The following is a 21,106-nucleotide window of genomic DNA, read 5'->3' as shown; positions in this document are numbered from 1 at the left end:
TTTTAGTATTTTTTTAACTTTTTGTTTAACTATTTTATAAAAAAAATAAACAAAACTATCCGTCATTTTCATCACAAGATGTTTCAAATGTTAGTATCTCAGATACTAATTGATCATTATGTATTACTTCTATACTGGTCCCATCACTTAATGATAATCTCAAAGGGTAATTAATAGCAACTAACGTATTTTCATCAAGATTATCCATAAATCCATACACTTGTGCATCATGAATTACTTCTATTGTATTTAAAATATTATTAGAGGTATTATAAGTTGCAAACCTAAAAGGGTATATAAAATCAATACATTCTATATCATCATCCTGTAACTCACAACTATTAGCCAATGTTTGTAATTGTGATTCGTTTTCGATTATTTCTTCTATATAATTATGTTGTGTAACGGTAATAGGAAATTGGATCTGAATATTATCTGATTCTGTAAAAAGATCATAATCTGAAATTTGATTGATGATTATTTCATCTGTACCATTTAGCAGTATCGAATATGGTAAGTTAATACTATAACAATTACCTCCATCAATTAAATCATCAAAAGACCCATCGTGAGTAACAATATTCCTCATTAACCCTGCGAGTTGCGAATCCTGATGAATGGCATTATCCAACTCAGGATCAATAAGTTCCCTCTCCTCCTCTTGACAAGAAATCATTAATACCGTAAAACTCACAAATATTAAGATTATACAATTTCTCATTTTTTCCATAGTACTTTTCTTCATTTAATTCACTATTATAACAATTTAAGTACTCAAATTCCCACTAGCTTAAGTTTTTTTTTAATTTTGGAAAAAATTCAAAATGCCAAAAACTCTCTTCAAAGATGTTTGCGAGGAAAGACTGTTTTCAGAATTATTTAAAAAACATTCTAAAAATCTTCACGACTTCATTTATTACAAATATGGTTCTCATATAAATCCTAAAGATCAAGTTCAGGAAGCTTTTATTAAGCTATGGGATAATTGTAATAAAGTTTCAATAGAAAAAGCAAAGAGTTTTTTATTCACCGTAGCTAATAATCTTACTTTAAATCAGATAAAACATGATAAAGTAAAATTAAATTATAAGTTAACGGAAACAAAAAGTAGTACAAATGAAAGTCCTCAATTTATAATGGAGGAAAAAGAATATCTTTTAAAATATCAAAATGCACTATCTAACTTAACAGAATCTCAACGAGTTGCGTTTTTGATGAATAGAATAGAAGGCAAAAAGCACAAAGAAATTGCTGACTTATTAGGTATTTCTAGAAAAGCAGTAGAAAAAAGAATTTATGGTGCTCTAGAAAAGTTGAGAAAAGATATTGAAGGAATTTAAAAAATAATTTAAAAACCAGGGTAGGAATTTTCACCTATCAGTTGTTATAATATTAAGAAACTTGTTATGAAAAAGGAGGATCTTATTAATAAGTGGTTGAATAATGATCAACTCACTAAGCAGGAATCAGAGGCGTTTGAGAAATTGGACGCCTATGATTCTTATGTAAAAATATCAGAAACTGCTAAAAAATTTAGTGCGCCTGATTATGATACAATAAGTAATTTACAAAACCTTACTAACGATTTATCTAAGAAAAAACAAATGCCAAAAAGAAAATCTTATATTAAAATATTGTTTCCTATAGCTGCAATCTTTGTGATTGGGATTGGCTTATATTTTTCTTTTTTTAAACAATATGACACTACAATTAAAACGATAAGTGATAAATCTACCATTAATCTTCCTGATGATTCAATGATAAGACTTAATGCTACCTCTTCATTAACTTACAATGAAAAAAATTGGGAAAGTGAACGTAAAATATCATTACAAGGAGAAGCATATTTTAAAGTTGCTAAAGGTAAAAAATTTGATGTCCATACTCCATCAGGGATCGTAAGTGTTATAGGAACTAGGTTTAATATTAAGCAAAGAGAAAACTTTTTTGAGGTAATCTGTTACGAAGGAGTTGTTAGTGTTGCTATAGGTGATGAAACAAAGTATTTGAGAGCTGGAGATGCACTAGAATATGATTCGAATGTTATATTAGACAAAAAGATTACTGATCAAGAACCTAAATGGTATTATAATAAAAGTTATTTCTATAAAGTTCCCTTTTCTAAAGTTCTTAAAGAATTAGAATGGCAATTTGGAGTTACACTAGAAACAAAAAATATAGATCCTTCTATTCTATTTACGGGTAATTTTGTACATTCAGATATTGAAAATGCATTAAAATCGGTTACGATTCCAATGCGTATAAAATATGTGATTAATAACAAAACAGTAACTTTATCTAAAGAGTGATTAAACCCAAAATCCTCATTTCTATTTTTTTAATGTTATTTTTTCTTTTTAAGGTAAATTCTCAAACCGAAAAAGATACAATTTCACTTATATCATTTTTAAATACTATACAGGAAAAATTTGGATATGATTTTTCTTATGTAAACCAAGAATTGGAAAATATTAATATTATTAAACCTTCTGATTCTATTTCTTTCGAACGAACCATTGTATATCTAAGAAATAACACTCCATTCGATTATACGATCCTAAAAAACAATTCTGTTGCTGTTAGTTTTAAGTTTGTAGAAATATGTGGTGCTTTAGTTGACATCACTAATAGAACTATATCTGATGCTTCTATTCAAGGAATCGATGATACCGCTATTAGTGATATTAATGGCAAATTCACGCTTAAAGTAAATTCTCCTAATGAAAAAATTAAAATTAGCTTTTTAGGTTACTCACCAGTCACTGTTTCTGCACTTGATTTTTTTAACAAACCTTGTAAAAAAATAACATTAATTCAAAAACTAGAGTATATAAACGAAATCGTCCTAAATGACTATTTAATTAAAGGGATAGATAAACAACTTGATGGTTCTATTCAAATCGATTATAATGATTTTGGTATTTTGCCTGGTCTTACAGAACCAGACCTATTACAAACTATACAAGCACTTCCAGGAGTTCTTAGTGTAAACGAAACTGTTTCTGATATCAATGTAAGGGGAGGTACTAATGATCAAAACCTAATTCTATGGGATGGTATTAAAATGTATCAATCTAGTCACTTTTTTGGGCTTATCTCCGCATTTAATCCTTATCTAACTAAAAATGTTCAGGTATACAAAAATGGTTCAAGCGCCAAATATGGTGATGGTGTTTCAAGTGTAATAGCAATGAATACGACTAACAAAATTAACAATAAGTTAGACGCAAGTATTGGTTTAAATTTAATCAGTGTTGATACTTATTTAGATACTCCAATAAATAAAAAATCTTCCATTCAATTAGCAGTAAGACATTCTATTAATGATATATTAGAAACACCAACATATAATCAGTACTTTGACAAAGCATTCCAAAATTCTGAAGTATTTAGCACTAATAATTCTGGAGAGCGATTTTCTTTCTATGATATAAGTATGAGATGGCTATATCAATTATCTCCTAAAGATCTTATAAAAGTAAATGCTCTTCTAATGCGAAACAACCTGGTTTTTCAAGAAAATTCTTCTGATACCCAGATTAATAACTCTAGAGAAAGTAGTGCTACACAAAACAACATCGTAGGTGGTATTCTTTATCAAAGAAATTGGAGTAAACTTTTTCAGAGTGAACTACTATTGTATGGCACAAATTATGTCCTAGAAACAATTAATTCTGACATACCAAATAATCAGCGACTTTTACAAAAAAATGATGTTCTAGAAAATGGTTTAAAACTAAATACATTTCTTAAAACTGATGCAAATATTAATTTGAAAAATGGATACCAATTCAATGAAACTGGTATATCATATTTACAAGAATTAAATAATCCAACATTTAGAGATCTTACTAAAGAAGTAATCCGTACGCATAGTTTATTTTCTGAGATAGAATATAATTCTGACAGCAGTTCTATATATGCAAACCTAGGTGCTCGTCTTAATTACTTAGAAAAGTTTGACACATACATTCTCGAACCAAGAATTAATTTTTACAAAAGATTTAATAATCACTTTACAATTGAGGTTTTAGGAGAAATCAAAAGTCAATCTACATCTCAAGTTATAGATCTACAGAATGATTTTCTAGGCATTGAAAACAGAAGATGGGTATTATCTAATGATGAAAACATTCCTGTTTTAAAAAGTAGACAAGCTTCTATAGGCCTTAGCTATAATCATAATAATTGGCTTATAACTACAGATATATACTATAAGGATGTAAAAGGAATTATTACTAGAAGTCAAGGATTTCAGAATCAATTCGAATTCACTAATGATCACGGTTCATACGAAGTATTAGGTATTGATTTTTTGATTAACAAGAGATTTAAAAACTTTAGTACTTGGCTTAGTTATTCGTATGCAGATAATGAATACTCATTCTCTAATTTAAGTCCATCCAATTTTGCCAACAATATTGATATTAGGCATAACGTAAACTTTGCAGCTGCATATAATAATAAAAACTTAAAGATATCTGCCGGTATAAATTGGCATAGTGGAAAACCAACTACATTTCCTAATACCACAAATAGCATTGAAAATGATATCATAAATTACCAAAACCCTAATAGCAATAGATTAAATAGCTACACCAGAATCGATCTTTCATCTACCTATACTTTTAAAATAGGAAAAAGCATTAACGGTTTAGCTGGGTTTTCAATTTGGAATCTTTTAAATCAAGAAAACATTTTTAATCAATATTTCGTCATAAGAAATCAAAGTGAAATTGAAACTATAAAAGAATTTGGTTTAGGCATTACACCTAATGCTGTTTTTCGATTAAGTTTCTAACCAAGTTTTTTAACACCATTATACCCAACAATATCTTCTCCTCCCGCAACTTTTTCTATATTTTGAATAATCTCAAAATCATTTTTTTTGAAAAAATCTTTTGTATTAGAATTAATTTGAGTGCTTAAGGTTAACATGTTCGCTTCTCTTGCGACTTCTTCTAAAGTCTGGTAAAGTTTCTTTGCTATTCCTCTTCCTTGATAATTTTGATGAACAAAAATATATTCTATTTCCCCATTTTTACTAAGCGAAAATGAACCAATAACTTCTCCATTAAGTTTAGCATTATATACATAGTCATCCACAAACTTTGCTTTCCAGTGTTTTTTATCTAATGCTAGTCTAGAAAATATTTTCACCTCTTCTTTGGTAAAAATCTTAGAACCATAGATGGTAACTGTTTGATAGAATAATCGTTGCATTAATGGCAAATCACTGTCAGTAGCTTTGGATATTTGATAATTCATTTAGTTAGGTAGAAGAATACTTCTTTTATTATGGGGTAAAACAACATTTCCTATAAAAATAAAAAAAATGCCGTAGGAATGAAATTTTTAGTTAAAAAAAACATAAAATCAACGATAAATATCGTAATTTTTAAGTGCCCTAAATTATTTTTATGAAACATACCTATTATTGCTTTACCATTCTACTATTATTTACTAGTAGTATTGGGTTATCACAACAAAAAAAACTGGATAGCATTATTCAGGTTACAAAATCTATATCGGATTCCTTAAATATTAATCTTGCAGCTGATTTGATCTATGAATTGAATTTAAATGAAAAATTTGAAGAAGGTTTAAAATATTGCGATAGCGTTATTAGAATTTCTAAAGAGATCAAATACGATAAAGGTGTTGGACAGATACATAACGAAAAAGCTGCTATCTATAATCACACTGATGATTTATATGAAGCTTTAAAGTGTTTTGATCAAGCTGCTTTATACTACGGAAGAATAAATTACACAAGAGGGCTGGCGATAATTCAAAATAACAAAGCAGTTATTGAACAACGACTAGGAAATCCCGAAAAAAGCATTACACATCTTTTAGAAGCTAATCAATATTATGAAAAATTAAAAGATAGTGCTAGTCTATCCACAACTATTAACAACATTGGAAACGTCTATGGAGACATTAATGAGCTCGAATCCGCCAAAAAATATTATTATCAATCATTAGCACTAAAACGAAATACAAACTCGAAAACTATAGGTTCTACTCTTAATAATTTAGCACTAATTTATATCAAAGAAAAAAAATTAGATAGTGCATTGGTATTACTAAATGAATCTTTAACAATTAATAAAAGAGAAAATGATAGTCATGGAATTGCTGAGGCATATAGTGCTCTAGGCAGAATATCTTTTATTAAAAAAGAGTACCAGCAAGCCAAAAAGTATTATGAATCTGCACTTTTTATTGGAGGCAAAGTAGCCTATAAAGAAAGACTAATCAGAACAAAATTATCTCTTGGCGAAGTTGCTATAAAGACTAAGAAATTTCAAGATGCTGAAAGCTATATCTCTGCAGCTACTACTGAATCACAAAAGCTTAATTCTACACCATTACTTCTCAACTGTTATGATTTATCCTCTGCTCTAGACTCTGCACAAGGAAAATATCTAGACGCATATAAATGGCAAAAAAAATATAATAATTTATTTAATGCTCATACACTTAAAGAAACTAGTCAAAAAATAGAACTTGTAAAAAGAAGAGTTGAAGATGAAAAAAAGCAACAAATAACTTTAGATAAACAAAAAAAAAGTGAACAATTAGCTAAAGAAGAATTGTTCAAACAGAAAATATATACCTATTTGGCAATTGCAGCTTTTGTTGTTGCCTTCATTTTTATAATAGGAATAGTAAAAAGCAGATTAGAAAGAGCTAAATATATAAAAGAGTTAAATGAATCCAATCAAGTAAAAAACAAATTATTTTCTATTGTATCTCATGATTTAAAAAATGAAATACACGGTTTAGATAACACTCTTAATTTATTAAGAGATGATGTAATTTCCGAAAATGAATTTAAAGAGATAATCCCTTTACTTTCTAATAGTGCCCATCAAACATCCCTATTATTAACTAATCTATTAAACTGGTCCAAATCTCAGATGAATGAGCTTAAGGCAAACCCTAATACGTACGATTTTTCGGAAATTATACGAGAAAAAATTATATTTTTTTCATCAAAAGCTTCTCAAAAAGAAATCAAAATCATTAATGGCTTAAAAAATACCACACAGGTATATGCCGATAAAGATATGTGTACCATAGTAACCCAGAACCTGATTGCAAATGCAATAAAATTTTGCAATCCTGGAGACACCATAACCTTATTTAAAAAAGAAGAAGAGAACGTTGTAAAAATCTATTTTAATGACACCGGAATTGGAATATCTGAAGAAAATCTAAAGAAAATTTTTTCTGAAGAAACCTTGACCACAAAAGGAACTAACAACGAAGCTGGTACTGGATTAGGGTTAAATATTTGTAAAGAATTGATCGCTCTTAACCAAGGGACTCTAACTGTTGAAAGTACTCTTGGAAAAGGAAGTTCTTTTTGTATTACTCTACCAAAAAACCAAAACTCTTAAAATAATTACATACGCTCTGGAACCTGAATCCCAAGTAGACTAAATGCAGATTTAATAGTTTTACCCACCATTTCAGACAGTTGAACTCTAAAAACTTTCTCGGTTTCAGAATCTGCTCCAAATATTGATACATTCTGAAAAAACGAATTATACGCCTTTACTAAATCATATGTGTAATTAGCAACAATTGCAGGGCTTAAATCCTTAGCTGCACTCTGTATAATATCAGGATACATCTCTAACAATTTAATCAATTCTTTTTCTTTTCCATCCAATACTATATCACTTACAGAAGTACTCGAATTGAAATCCGCTTTACGCAAAATAGCCTGAATTCTTGCATAAGTATATTGAATAAAAGGACCGGTATTTCCTTGAAAGTCTACTGATTCTGAAGGATCAAATAGTATTCTTTTCTTAGGATCTACTTTAAGAATGAAATATTTTAATGCTCCTAAACCAATAGTTTTATAGACTGAATTCTTCTCTTCTTCAGAATAGCCATCAAGTTTCCCCAATTCTTTTGAAATTTCTCCAGCGGTCACTGCCATTTCGACAATAAGATCATCCGCATCTACAACGGTACCTTCTCTACTTTTCATTTTACCGCTTGGAAGATCAACCATTCCATAACTTAAATGATGTAAATTTTTAGACCAGTCATATCCTAACTTCTTAAGAATTAGAAAAAGAACTTTAAAATGATAATCCTGTTCGTTACCAACAGTATAAATCATTCCTCCGATATCAGGATTATCTTTTACACGTTGGATAGCTGTACCTATATCCTGTGTCATATATACAGCAGTACCATCACTACGTAACACTAATTTTTCATCTAAACCTTCATCTGTGAGATCACACCAAACAGATCCATCTTCTTTCTTAAAAAACACTCCATTCGATAAACCTTCTTCTATATTATCTTTCCCTAAAAGATATGTGTTACTTTCATAATAATAGCTATCAAAATCAACACCTAGCGTCTTATATGTTTGATCAAATCCTGCATAAACCCAATTATTCATAGTCTTCCACAGGTCCACAACATCCGCATCTCCTGCTTCCCAGCTTCTGAGCATTTCTTGGGCTTCAATAAGAATAGGGGCTTCTTTTTTTGCCTCATCTTCCGTTCTTCCCGATGCTACCAATTCTGATATCTGATTTTTATATTCTTTATCAAAACGCACATAATAATTCCCTACTAACTTATCTCCTTTTAAACCTGTAGAGTCAGGAGTTTCTCCATTCCCAAACTTTTGCCAGGCTACCATACTTTTACAAATATGTATTCCTCTATCGTTAATAATCTGAGTTTTATATACTTTTTTACCACTAGCCTTTATTATTTCAGCTACGGCATAACCTAATAAGTTATTTCGAATATGTCCTAAATGCAATGGTTTATTTGTATTAGGAGAAGAATATTCAACCATTACTGCCTTATCTCCCTCTAACGGGTTAGCAAAACCATAATTATTAGTATCTTTTATTTTAGCAAAAAAATCTAAATAATATTGATCTTCTATTACTAAATTAAGAAATCCTTTTACTACGTTAAAAGAAGTAATTTCTTTCATATGCTCAACTAAATAAGCCCCTAAAGCTTCTCCTATCTGAACTGGGTTCCCTTTTACTACTCGCAACATCGGAAAAACAACAACCGTAATATCTCCTTCAAACTCCTTACGAGTACCTTGTAACTCTACGGATTCTAAATCTGCACTATATAATTCTTTTATTGCCGCTTTTACTTGTTCTGTAATAGTTTGTTGTAATGCCATTTTATGAATTGTATTTTGATATAAAAATCAGGCAGCAAAGATAATAGAAATATAATCTTCCGCCACCTCTATTGACATCAATTCGTATCTTGTGATAAAAGAAAAAGATGCTTGTTAATAATACATATAGAGACCCTGAACTTAAAGAGAAACTCATAGAGCAAGTTGGAAAACCATTTACCTTAATAGAACGAATAAAATTAGGAGGGATTGGTTCTCCAAAACTTCATATTGTAGGGTCCAGTGTAGAAATTAATAACCTATTAATGCTGGATAACAGAATACATACTTGTAATATAGAATTGAGACCAAAAGGTATTTTGATTGGTTTTGGTGTACGTTTAGAAACGTATCTTTTAGTTATTCCTTTCTATAAATTAACGATCTACAAAGGAAAAGCAGAAGAATATTGCATTTATAAGGATAATTATCACATTAAAATAAAAGTAAAAAACACGGATACTGCTACCCACCAATACATTAAAAAAGTACTTAATTATAAAGCAGACAATAGTCCTACGAATATCGAAGACTTATAAATAAGATTGACATCAGTATTGAGTGGTAAAAAAACTTTAGCAATCTACTTTTTTGACAAAATCACAATGTAATTCTTCGTATCTTATACCTAAAAAGATGCGAATATTACTTACAGGTGCTAATGGTTATATTGGCATGAGGTTACTCCCTTTATTACTAGACGCTGGTCACGATATTATTTGCTGCGTAAGAGATAGAGATAGGCTTTCTATAGATCATGAAATGATCGAAAAAGTATCTATTGTAGAAATAGACTTTTTAGAAGACCCAAATACTTCTAAACTACCTCATGATATTGATGTAGCATATTACTTGATTCATTCTATGAGTTCTTCTACTTCTGATTTTGATAAAAAAGAAGAAATTTCTGCGCAAAATTTCAATCTCTATGTAGCACAAACTAACATAAAACAAGTAATATATTTAAGCGGTATTGTAAACGAAAAAAACCTATCCAAGCATTTATGGTCCAGAAAAAATGTTGAGGAAACCTTATATAAAGGAAATTTTAATCTTACTGTTTTACGTTCAGGAATCATTGTTGGGTCAGGCAGTTCCTCTTTCGAGATAATTCGAGATCTCTGCGAGAAATTACCTATTATGCTAACACCAAAATGGGTAAATACCAAAACACATCCGATTGCTATAAGAGATGTCTTAAGTTTTATGACAGGAGTATTAGGAAATACCGAATGTTATAATCAATCATTTGATATCAGCGGGCCTAATGTCATTACTTATAAACAAATGCTTTTGTTATATTCTAAAGTACGTGGAATCAGTTTACTTATTCTAACACTTCCAGTAATGACTCCCAAACTTTCTTCGTATTGGTTATACTTTGTTACTTCTACATCGTATAAACTTGCGCTAAATTTAGTAGATAGTATGAGTATTCCTGTAATAGCCAACGACAATCGATTACAAAAAATATTAGGTATTGAACCTATGACATATACCAAAGCTTTAGAATTAGCTTTTATTAAAATAGAACAAAATCAGGTGGTATCAAGCTGGAAAGATTCTATGGTTAGTGGTCGTTTTGATAAAGATATTCAGAAATATGTAAAAGTTCCAAAAAAGGGATGTCTTAGAGATTATAAAAAGATGAATATAGATAACCCTCATCGAGTAATCGAAAGAATCTGGGCGATAGGTGGTGAAACTGGTTGGTATTATGGAGATTGGATGTGGAAAATAAGGGGACATATTGATAAATTCTTTGGCGGAGTTGGTTTACGAAGAGGAAGAACTAATCCCGATAAAATCAACTCTGGAGATGCTTTAGATTTTTGGAGAGTTTTAGTGGCTGATAAGAATGAAAAACGTCTACTACTTTTTGCAGAAATGAAGGTTCCTGGTGAAGCTTGGCTTGAATTTGACATCGACAAAAACAACATACTTCATCAAACTGCTACCTTTAGACCAAGAGGCATTTGGGGGCGATTATATTGGTATCTGATGGTACCCTTTCATTACTTTATATTTGGAGGAATGATACGTAATATCAGTTCAAACAAGGTTAAAAAAATCAGATAAAAAGCAAAATAATACGATAAATAGCATTTATTCGATCTAATATTAGTATTTTTACTAAAAAATAAATGCAGAAACCTTTCCTCATTTTTTTTCTAATAATAGTAGCACTTGGTTGTAATACAAAAAAAGGTAGCGATCAGGAGCTAGATGATTTTGTAAAAATAATATCGGGGAATTTTTCTTCTAAAGAACAATCTAAACAAGAATCAGGTTATTCTGCGGTTAATCTTTATAATTATCCAATCTGGGAAAACAGATCTGGGTATTGGTTTTATCAGGAACTATTTGATGAAAAAAATAACACCTCTGTATACAATCAAAGAATAATACATATTAAAAGAGTAGACAGTGTTACAATAAGCACAACAAGCTATGTAATACCAAATCAAAGAAAATATGTTAATTCATGGAAAAATGTATCAGTTTTTGATAGGTTAACAAAAGACAGTTTAAAAATAAGGGAAGGGTGTGATGTTTATTTTAAAAAAAAGACTTCCACAATTTATCTGGGAAAAACAGAAAAAGGAACCTGCTCTAGTAGTTTTAGCAAAACCATATCCTATACTACCAGTAATATAGTAATTAGTAGAAATAAAATTTCTTCTTGGGATAGAGGGTATGATAATCAAGGGAAACAGGTTTGGGGAAAGATTCAAGGACCTTATATATTCCTTAGAGTTTTAGAAGAATAGAAACTTAGTCCATAAAATCCCCTAAAGTCTTATTCTCCAAAACTTTTAAGGTATTATCCCTAACTTCAATCATCAATTCATGCACTGTACAAGCATCCTCATCTGGACAGTCATCGCATTTTTCATAAAAATTAAGACTTACACATGGTAACATTGCTATAGGCCCTTCTAACACCCTGATCACCGAAGCCATTGAAATTTCTTTAGGTTCTTTAATTAAATAATAACCTCCTCCTTTTCCTTTTTTGGAGCCTAAAAAACCGTTTTTACGAAGTGTTAGTAATATACTTTCTAAGAATTTTTGAGAAATATTTTCGCTTTTAGCAATCTCTGATATTAAAACAGGGTGCTCACACTTTTTCCTTGCTATATACGTTAGGGCTTTTAATCCGTATTTTGTTTTCTTCGAAAGCATTTTTTAAATTGAATATAATCAAAAATAGTTAAAAGATATCACTTAGTGTTTAAGTGATATCTTTTAACTATTTTAAGACTCAGAAAAGTTATCTACAAACTATTATTTTCTGGGAAGAAAAACTTCTGCCATCATACATCGGGCGCTTCCACCTCCAAGTTCTTCTATTGTTCCCAGGTCACTATGAACAATCTCACAATGTTTTTTTATTTTTGATATCTGATCTTTACTTAAACTGTTATATGCTGCAGAAGACATTACCAAATATCTTTTATCATCCGCCCCGATAACTTGTAACATATTCCCTGCAAAATTATTCACTTGAGCTTCTGTAATTGATATAATTTCTTTACCATCATTTTTTAGGTGATTCAAAAGATTCTTACGCTCTTTTTTATCATCTACACAATCTACGCATACTACTGCAAAGGTTTCTCCAATACCCATCATAACATTTGTATGATAAATTGCTAATCGTTCACCTTTTACTGTTTGATATGCTGTAAAAATTACTGGAGTGTATTCAAAATCCTCACAAAATTCAATAAGTAATTCTTCATCTGCCCTTGGAGATAATGCACAATAAGCCTTTTTATTTACTCGATCAAGCACAAGACTACCGGTACCTTCAAGAAAAACATTATCTTCTTCAGCTGATGTGTAATCAACAATGTTTTTTATTTCAAAACCAGTGCCTTCTATAATATCTAAAATTTCCGGCCTACGCTCCCTCCTTCTATTAACAGCGAACATAGGATATAATCCAATATCACCATTTTCATGAAAGGAAACCCAATTATTTGGAAATATAGAATCTGGAGTATCATTTTCTTCCTTGTCATCAATAACCACTACATTTACTCCGATAGATTTCAATTTCTCAACAAAACCGTCGAATTCATTTTGTGCTTTTATATGCACATCTTCTGCACTACTACTTGAACTGTTCTGGTAATAGTTATTTACAGCTGTTTGTTCATTCATCCTAAACTTAACTGGACGAATCATCACTATAGTATTTGTTATCTGTTTCATTATCTAATCTCTTATCAGTGGCATTGTAGAACAACGTAAAAGTCCTTCTTGTTTTGCTATTTCCGCATATGGAACTTCTTCTACTGTTATATTTAAATTACGTAACCAATCATTTAATCTAGTAAAACCTTTTTCAGAAATTACCACGTCTTCTGATATTGAAAATATATTAGAGTTCATGTAATACATTTCATCTCTGTTAATATGAAATAAGTTTTCATTGCCAAAAAAATCAACTAAATACTTATAATCCTCTATACTCCTAAATCCTTCTTTATGAATTATAGCTTTATTTTTGCCAACAGGTTGAAAACAACAATCTAAATGTAAAGCATTATCTCTAGGATCTTCCATTGACTTTTGAAGATCAAATTCTTTTACAGTTTTATTAGGAAAAAGAGACTTAATATATGCTACTCCCTTCATATTAGTTCTAGCCACAATACAATCGCTATAATCATCTCCGTTATAGGTTCCAATAAAAATATGATCATTATGAATAATAATATCACCTCCTTCAAAATGAATATCCTCTGATGGTGCTTTATAAACTTTTCCAGGTTCAACCTGATCTATTACGTATTGAATTGCTTTTATTTCTTTTTCTCTATCCGGAAGTATATTCGACTTTATAAAAGTATCATCTATAACTAATGCAATATCTCTAGCAAAAATTTGATTATAATTTTCTATTATTTCAGGTCTATATACTTTTACACCATACTTTTCAAACACCTTTGCGACTGCTTCCATTTCAGCAACCATATCTACTTCTTTAGGATACGTACCAGCCTTTATATGTTGTATCGACTTTGGATCATATGCCTCTTCTATTTTAGGCGTTGGACCGTTACTAATAGCTGTGCCTAAAACAACTGCTCTCAGTCTAGAAGTCTCATTTTTAATATTTAATTTCAATGGTCTGATTTTAAAGTAAAACTATTATTAATAACTAACTTTTATATATGAACAAATATAGGAAGAGGTATTATGTAGATGCTAATTTTATTCAAAAAAAATACAAACTTTTTATCAAATCCTAAAATTAAATCCTAAAGAAACCAATAAATTATTAATTCCATAAAAAAAGGGATGTAGCACTAATGCTACATCCCTTTTTTATATTCTCAGTTTTTCTATCTTTCAGAAACAGATTTAAAAGCTCTATAAGTTTCTCCAGTATATATTTGTCTAGGCCTTCCTATTGGTTCTTTACGAAGACGCATTTCTCTCCATTGTGCAATCCAACCAGGTAATCTTCCTAATGCAAACATTACTGTAAACATTTCAGTAGGAATACCTAAAGCTCTATATATAATTCCTGAATAAAAATCTACATTAGGGTATAACTTTCTCTTTACAAAATACTCATCTTCTAACGCAACTTTAGCAAGACCTTTAGCAATATCAAGAACCGGATCTTCTATTCCTAAATCTCCTAAAACTTCTTCTGCAGATACTTTTATGATTTTAGCTCTTGGATCAAAGTTTTTATATACTCTATGCCCAAATCCCATTAAACGGAACGAATCTTCTTTATCTTTAGCTTTAGCAATATATTTTGCTGTATCTCCTCCATCTTCTCTAATAGCTTCAAGCATTTCAATAACCGCTTGATTTGCTCCTCCATGCAATGGCCCCCAAAGAGCGGAAATTCCTGCTGATAATGATGCAAATAGACCTGCATGCGAAGAACCAACTATACGCACCGTAGATGTAGAACAGTTTTGCTCGTGATCAGCATGCAATATTAGAAGTTTATCTAATGCGTCATTTACAATCTTATTTGCTTCATAAGTTTTATTTGGTCTAGAGAACATCATTTTATGTAAATTCTCTACATAACCTAATGAACTATCTCCATAATCTAAAGGAAGGCTTTTACGCTTTCTCATGGTCCAAGCCGCAAGAACAGGAAATTTAGCCATTATTTTTACAATAGCATTATACATAGCTTCTTCAGAATCTACATCTACAGAACCTGGATTAAAAGCTATTAATGCACTAGTTAAAGATGAAAGCACTCCCATAGGGTGAGCACTTTTAGGGAACCCATCAAGAATTCTCTTCATATCCTCATCTACATGAGACTCCTCTTTAATATCTTTATCAAACTTATCTAACTGCTCAGCAGTTGGTAGCTCACCAAAAATTAACAAATAAGCCACTTCTAAAAAATCAGCTTTTTCTGCTAATTCTTCTATAGAATATCCTCGGTATCTTAGAATTCCTTTTTCTCCATCTAGAAAAGTGATTCCACTCTCACAACTTCCTGTATTTTTAAATCCAGGATCAATAGTTGTTATACCACCTGTGGCACCTCTGAGAGTCTTGATATCAATTCCTAATTCGTTTTCAGTTCCTTCTATTATGGGGAACTCATATTTGTTACCGTCTATTTCTAAAGTAGCTTTTTTTGACATTGTGATTATTTAGAATTTTGCTGTTATAATAAGGGTTGCTAAATTACAAAATATAGTGTTAATATATTATTAATCATACCATCTATTTTACAACAGAAACGTCACTTTATGGTAATAGCTAAAAAAAGAGGATTCGTTATGAATCCTCTTTTAAAAACGTATGTTTTTTTTGAAAAAATGAACAAATTAAATACGAACATAATCTCATTATGTAATATCTAGTGCTCTTTCATGAATAAAAAGTTTAGTAAACTAAAAGTTTCTATTATTACACTTTAACTTACTTTTTAATCTTAAATGCTTTTTCTTTCGGGTAATAAGCAACAACACCCAACTCTTCTTCTATACGAAGTAGTTGGTTGTACTTAGCCATTCTATCACTACGAGAAGCTGAACCTGTCTTTATTTGACCAGTATTTAACGCCACTGCTAAATCAGCAATTGTATTATCTTCAGTTTCACCAGAGCGATGAGACATCACAGAAGTATACCCTGCATTATGAGCCATATTTACAGCTGCAATAGTTTCGGTTAATGTTCCTATCTGATTCACCTTAATCAAAATTGAATTAGCAATACCATTTTCAATTCCTCTGGATAATCTTTCTACATTAGTAACAAATAAATCATCACCTACCAACTGTACCTTATCTCCAACCTTATCAGTCAAGTACTTCCAACCATCCCAATCATTTTCATCCATTCCATCTTCAATAGATATAATAGGGTATTTAGAAGCTAACTCAGCTAGATAATCTGCTTGCTCTTCACTTGTTCTTATTACACCAGTCTTTCCTTCGAATTTTGTGTAATCGTATTTCCCATCCACAAAAAACTCAGCAGCTGCACAATCCAAAGCTACCATAACTTCATCTCCAAACTTATACCCAGCTTTCTCTACTGCTAAAGCAATAGAATCTAATGCATCTTCTGTTCCATCTAATGTCGGCGCAAAACCACCTTCATCTCCAACTGCGGTACTTAATCCTCTATCGTGAAGTACTTTTTTTAAGTTATGAAAAATCTCTGTACCCATTTGCATAGCATGAGTAAAGTCTTTTGCCTTAACTGGCATTACCATAAACTCTTGAAAAGCTATTGGGGCATCACTATGTGATCCTCCATTAATAATATTCATCATTGGCACTGGTAGTGTATTAGCACTAACTCCTCCAACGTATCTATATAATGGCATATTTAGTTCATTAGCCGCAGCTTTTGCTGCTGCCAATGAAACACCTAATATTGCATTAGCTCCTAATTTAGATTTATTAGGAGTTCCATCTATTTCTATCATAGTTTGATCTAATAAATTTTGATCAAATACAGAATATCCTAATAATTCTTCTGCGATTATAGTATTTACATTTTCAACCGCTTTTTTAACTCCTTTACCCATATAGTCACTACCTCCATCTCTTAGCTCAACTGCTTCGTGTTCTCCTGTTGAAGCTCCTGAAGGAACAGCAGCTCTACCTAAAACACCATTTTCGGTAATCACGTCAACTTCTACTGTTGGGTTACCACGTGAATCTAAAATTTGTCTGGCGTGAATATTTATAATTACACTCATTTTGATTTGTTTTTGTTGGATAATTTTAATTCTTCGCAATATACAAAACCGGTAAATTTAAATACCTCAGAAAATCTCTTAATTTATTGCTTAAACCCTAGTAAACACGACAAGTTATCAACTATAACGTTATAGATCAACCTATTATTAAGAGTATAGAATATTTACAATAAATTTTAAAATTCTAAGCTTCTACCTTTGTATTTTTAATATTATTTATAAATTGATCAAATAGATAAACTGAATCATTTGGACCAGGACTAGCTTCTGGATGATATTGCACTGAAAAACAGTTTTTACTTTTCATTTTCATACCAGCCACAGTATTATCATTAAGATGTACATGTGTTATTTCTACATCCGGATTACTTTCTGCTTCTTCTCTATTAATAGCAAAACCATGATTCTGTGATGTTATCTCTCCCTTGCCAGTTATTAAATTTTTAACAGGATGATTTATACCTCTATGACCATGATGCATCTTATACGTACTGATGCCATTTGCCAATGCAATCACTTGGTGACCCAAGCAAATTCCGAATAGTGGTAAATCTTTTGAAATAATTTCTTTAGCAGTTTCTATAGCTTGAGATAATGGTTCAGGATCACCAGGACCATTTGATAAGAAATAACCATCAGGTTGCCATTCGCTCATTTCATCAAATGTAGCATCGTAAGGAAATACTTTTATATATGCATCTCTTTCCGCAAGATTACGTAGTATATTCTTTTTAACTCCAATATCTAAGGCTGATATTTTATAAGTTGCATCTGGATTACCAAAAAAATAAGGCTCTTTCGTTGAAACTTTGGAAGCTAACTCTAATCCATTCATATCAGGAACAGCTGCCAATTGTTTTTTCAATGAATCGATATCATCTATTTCTGTAGAAATTAATGCATTCATTGCTCCATTATCCCTAATATAACTAACTAAAGCCCTTGTATCCACATCGGATACGGCTAGTAAATTATTTTTTTCTAAAAAATCTTGTAAAGAACTATCGGCACGATCACGTGAAAATTCATAACTAAAATTCTTCACAATCAAACCTGCAATTTTTATTGAATCAGATTCTACCTCTTCAATATTAGTTCCATAATTACCAATATGCGCATTAGTAGCAACCATCAATTGCCCAAAATAAGATGGGTCTGTAAAAATCTCTTGATATCCTGTCATTCCAGTATTAAAACATACTTCACCAAATGCTGTTCCTTCCTTTCCTACAGCTTTACCATAAAAAATAGTACCGTCTGCTAATAAAACAATTGCTTTCTTTCGAGATTGATATTTCATCCTATATCTTTTTTAGTATTAAAATTCCCTTTCAAGGACTTAGACTTTTTTTATAAAATTTCAAAAAAAAAGGATAAACGATGAACGTTTATCCTTTATAACTATGTGTATATCACATTTTTCATTTATTCTTCTTCAGAACTAGGAGTTTCTACTACTGGTGCAGTTTCCGCTTTCTTAGTTCTACCTCGACGAGTAGATTTCTTTTTAGCAGGTTTACCAGCGTTATATAACTCATTATAATCAACTAACTCTATCATCGCCATATCAGCATTATCTCCAAGACGATTTCCTAATTTGATTATTCTTGTATAACCTCCAGGTCTGTCACCAACTTTTGCAGCAACATCTCTAAACAATTCTGCGACTGCATACTTGTTACGAAGCTTACTAAAAACAAGACGTCTATTATGCGTTGTGTCTTCTTTCGACTTAGTTACTAATGGTTCTACAAACTGCTTAAGCGCTTTAGCCTTTGCCACAGTAGTGTTTATTCTCTTATGCTCTATAAGAGAACAAGCCATATTAGCAAGCATAGCTTTACGATGTGCAGTTTTTCTACCTAAGTGGTTTACTTTTTTTCCGTGTCTCATGACGTTAAAATTTAAACACCATCTTGCTCAATCTACCTCGTGTAGAGAGCAAAATATGATGTGTTAGTCTTTATCTAATTTGTATTTAGAAAGATCCATACCAAAATTAAGTCCTTTAACATTTACAAGCTCTTCTAGCTCAGTTAAAGATTTCTTACCAAAGTTACGGAACTTCATTAAATCGTTTTTGTTGTATGATACTAAATCTCCTAAAGTATCTACTTCTGCTGCCTTTAAACAATTAAGTGCTCTTACAGAAAGATCCATATCGATCAACTTTGTTTTCAACAATTGTCTCATATGTAATGATTCCTCATCATATGTTTCTGTTTGAGCTATTTCATCAGCCTCTAATGTTATACGCTCATCAGAGAATAACATAAAGTGATGTATAAGAATCTTAGCTGCCTCAGTTAATGCATCTTTAGGATGAATCGAACCATCAGTAACAATTTCAAAAACTAATTTTTCGTAATCAGTTTTTTGTTCTACACGATAATTCTCAATACTATACTTAACATTTTTGATAGGTGTATAAATAGAATCTGTAAAGATTGTACCTATCGGAGCATTAGCCTTCTTATTTTCTTCTGCAGGAACGTATCCCCTTCCTTTTTCTATAGTAATCTCTAGGTTAAGAGCTACTTTTTTATCCATATTACAGATAACCAAATCCGGGTTAAGAACCTGAAAACCTGAAATAAATTTTTGGAAGTCTCCAGCAGTTAATTGCTCTTGACCAGAAATTGAAATTGTAACCGATTCATTATCTATATCTTCAATCTGACGCTTAAAACGTACTTGTTTAAGATTAAGAATAATCTCTGTTACATCTTCCACAACTCCAGAAATAGTAGAAAATTCGTGATCTACCCCTTCAATTCTTAAAGAAGTTATAGCGAATCCCTCTAAAGAAGATAGCAAAACTCTTCGTAAAGCGTTACCAACTGTCAATCCGTACCCTGGTTCTAATGGTCTAAATTCAAATTTACCATCAAACTCACTAGAGTCGATCATGATAACTTTATCGGGCTTCTGAAAATTTAATATTGCCATATTATTGTTTCTTCTAAGAGTTATTACTTCGAATATAATTCGACGATGAATTGTTCGTTAATGTTTTCCGGAATTTGAATTCTTGCCGGAACTGATACGAAAGTACCTTCTTTTGTATCATTATTAAAAGTAATCCACTCGTATACTTTACTATTGTTAGCAAGAGAGTTTTGGATAACTTCTAATGATTTTGATTTTTCTCTTACCCCAACAACATCACCAGGCTTCAATTGGTAAGAAGGAATATTTACTAATTCTCCATTTACAGTTATATGTCTGTGAGAAACTAATTGTCTAGCACCTCTACGAGAATTTGAAAGTCCCATTCTAAAAGCAACGTTATCCAAACGAGATTCACATAATTGAAGTAAAACTTCACCAGTAATACCTGTAGACCTTGTCGCTTTTTCGAACATATTTCTGAACTGACGTTCTAATACTCCATATGTATATTTAGCTTTTTGCTTCTCCATTAACTGGATTGCATATTCACTTTTCTTTCCTCTTCGTCTGTTATTTCCATGTTGACCTGGAGGATAATTTCTTTTATCGAATGACTTATCGTCACCGAATATCGCTTCACCAAACTTACGAGCGATCTTAGTTTTTGGACCAGTATATCTTGCCATTTTCTTATTAATTTAATTGTTGAGGAGGATATGAATTAAGGTCACTTTCCTTCGATAATCCTTTGTTCCCCATTTGACTTACTTTTTAATTATAATATAAAACATAAAAGATCCCGAA

General features: G+C 31.0%; 19 protein-coding genes. 7 read left to right on the top strand and 12 right to left on the bottom strand.

Going from position 1 to position 21,106, the window contains the following annotated elements; genetic code table 11:
* Positions 1–55 precede the first annotated feature (55 nt).
* Positions 56–745, bottom strand: coding sequence for a hypothetical protein (locus NMK29_RS02345; protein ID WP_108803000.1), 690 nt, complete (start codon positions 743–745; stop codon positions 56–58).
* 79 nt (positions 746–824) lie between these two features.
* Between NMK29_RS02345 and NMK29_RS02340 the strand changes: the two genes are divergently transcribed.
* From NMK29_RS02340 to NMK29_RS02330, 3 genes are all read left to right on the top strand, one after another.
* Positions 825–1,340, top strand: a complete 516-nt coding sequence (locus tag NMK29_RS02340) for an RNA polymerase sigma factor (protein ID WP_027392515.1) — start codon at positions 825–827, stop codon at positions 1,338–1,340.
* Between the two features lie 66 nt (positions 1,341–1,406).
* On the top strand, positions 1,407–2,309 hold the full coding sequence (locus NMK29_RS02335) for a FecR family protein (protein ID WP_108802999.1): 903 nt from the start codon (positions 1,407–1,409) through the stop codon (positions 2,307–2,309).
* Between the two features lie 32 nt (positions 2,310–2,341).
* The gene (locus tag NMK29_RS02330; RefSeq protein WP_108802998.1) at positions 2,342–4,801 is read left to right on the top strand and encodes a TonB-dependent siderophore receptor; all 2,460 of its coding nucleotides are present in this window, start codon (positions 2,342–2,344) and stop codon (positions 4,799–4,801) included.
* On the opposite strand, the gene NMK29_RS02325 is transcribed toward NMK29_RS02330, so the two are convergent.
* Positions 4,798–5,268, bottom strand: a complete 471-nt coding sequence (locus NMK29_RS02325; protein WP_027392518.1) for a GNAT family N-acetyltransferase — start codon at positions 5,266–5,268, stop codon at positions 4,798–4,800. The genes NMK29_RS02330 and NMK29_RS02325 overlap by 4 nt on opposite strands.
* Positions 5,269–5,420: 152 nt before the next feature.
* Between NMK29_RS02325 and NMK29_RS02320 the strand changes: the two genes are divergently transcribed.
* Positions 5,421–7,409, top strand: coding sequence for a tetratricopeptide repeat protein (locus tag NMK29_RS02320; RefSeq protein WP_108802997.1), 1,989 nt, complete (start codon positions 5,421–5,423; stop codon positions 7,407–7,409).
* Positions 7,410–7,414: 5 nt separating this feature from the next.
* Here the strand turns inward: NMK29_RS02320 and argS are convergent, their stop codons facing one another.
* Positions 7,415–9,193, bottom strand: coding sequence for an arginine--tRNA ligase (gene argS / locus NMK29_RS02315; RefSeq protein WP_108802996.1), 1,779 nt, complete (start codon positions 9,191–9,193; stop codon positions 7,415–7,417).
* 107 nt (positions 9,194–9,300) lie between these two features.
* On the opposite strand from argS, the gene NMK29_RS02310 reads away from it, so the two are divergent.
* From NMK29_RS02310 to NMK29_RS02300, 3 genes are all read left to right on the top strand, one after another.
* On the top strand, positions 9,301–9,732 hold the full coding sequence (locus NMK29_RS02310; protein ID WP_108802995.1) for a hypothetical protein: 432 nt from the start codon (positions 9,301–9,303) through the stop codon (positions 9,730–9,732).
* Positions 9,733–9,829: 97 nt separating this feature from the next.
* Complete coding sequence (locus tag NMK29_RS02305; protein WP_108802994.1) at positions 9,830–11,272, top strand: SDR family oxidoreductase; 1,443 nt, start codon at positions 9,830–9,832, stop codon at positions 11,270–11,272.
* Positions 11,273–11,337: 65 nt separating this feature from the next.
* Positions 11,338–11,964 (top strand): chromophore lyase CpcT/CpeT, encoded by a 627-nt coding sequence (locus tag NMK29_RS02300; protein ID WP_108802993.1) that lies wholly within the window; start codon positions 11,338–11,340, stop codon positions 11,962–11,964.
* A 4-nt stretch (positions 11,965–11,968) separates the two neighbouring features.
* Here NMK29_RS02300 and NMK29_RS02295 read toward each other — a convergent pair whose 3' ends face one another.
* The 9 genes from NMK29_RS02295 to rpsD form a co-directional block, all read right to left on the bottom strand.
* Complete coding sequence (locus tag NMK29_RS02295; protein ID WP_027392523.1) at positions 11,969–12,379, bottom strand: Rrf2 family transcriptional regulator; 411 nt, start codon at positions 12,377–12,379, stop codon at positions 11,969–11,971.
* Between the two features lie 102 nt (positions 12,380–12,481).
* Positions 12,482–13,414, bottom strand: coding sequence for a citrulline utilization hydrolase CtlX (gene ctlX, locus NMK29_RS02290; protein ID WP_108802992.1), 933 nt, complete (start codon positions 13,412–13,414; stop codon positions 12,482–12,484).
* A gap of 3 nt (positions 13,415–13,417) precedes the next feature.
* Positions 13,418–14,332, bottom strand: a complete 915-nt coding sequence (locus tag NMK29_RS02285) for a dimethylarginine dimethylaminohydrolase family protein (protein WP_108802991.1) — start codon at positions 14,330–14,332, stop codon at positions 13,418–13,420.
* 218 nt (positions 14,333–14,550) lie between these two features.
* The gene (locus NMK29_RS02280) at positions 14,551–15,837 is read right to left on the bottom strand and encodes a citrate synthase (protein ID WP_108802990.1); all 1,287 of its coding nucleotides are present in this window, start codon (positions 15,835–15,837) and stop codon (positions 14,551–14,553) included.
* Between the two features lie 280 nt (positions 15,838–16,117).
* Positions 16,118–17,410, bottom strand: a complete 1,293-nt coding sequence (gene eno, locus NMK29_RS02275; protein WP_027392527.1) for a phosphopyruvate hydratase — start codon at positions 17,408–17,410, stop codon at positions 16,118–16,120.
* 184 nt (positions 17,411–17,594) lie between these two features.
* Positions 17,595–18,710, bottom strand: a complete 1,116-nt coding sequence (carA, locus tag NMK29_RS02270) for a glutamine-hydrolyzing carbamoyl-phosphate synthase small subunit (RefSeq protein WP_108802989.1) — start codon at positions 18,708–18,710, stop codon at positions 17,595–17,597.
* A gap of 125 nt (positions 18,711–18,835) precedes the next feature.
* Positions 18,836–19,303, bottom strand: coding sequence for a 50S ribosomal protein L17 (gene rplQ, locus NMK29_RS02265; protein ID WP_027392529.1), 468 nt, complete (start codon positions 19,301–19,303; stop codon positions 18,836–18,838).
* 63 nt (positions 19,304–19,366) lie between these two features.
* Positions 19,367–20,359, bottom strand: coding sequence for a DNA-directed RNA polymerase subunit alpha (locus NMK29_RS02260; RefSeq protein WP_027392530.1), 993 nt, complete (start codon positions 20,357–20,359; stop codon positions 19,367–19,369).
* Positions 20,360–20,382: 23 nt separating this feature from the next.
* On the bottom strand, positions 20,383–20,988 hold the full coding sequence (gene rpsD / locus NMK29_RS02255; protein WP_027392531.1) for a 30S ribosomal protein S4: 606 nt from the start codon (positions 20,986–20,988) through the stop codon (positions 20,383–20,385).
* Positions 20,989–21,106: the final 118 nt, after the last annotated feature.

It is taken from the genome of Aquimarina sp. Aq107 (assembly GCF_943733665.1).
In the GTDB taxonomy this organism is placed as follows: Bacteria; Bacteroidota; Bacteroidia; order Flavobacteriales; family Flavobacteriaceae; genus Aquimarina.
Note: the sequence above shows the minus strand (reverse complement) of the source record. Positions and strands in the feature narration are given on the sequence as shown.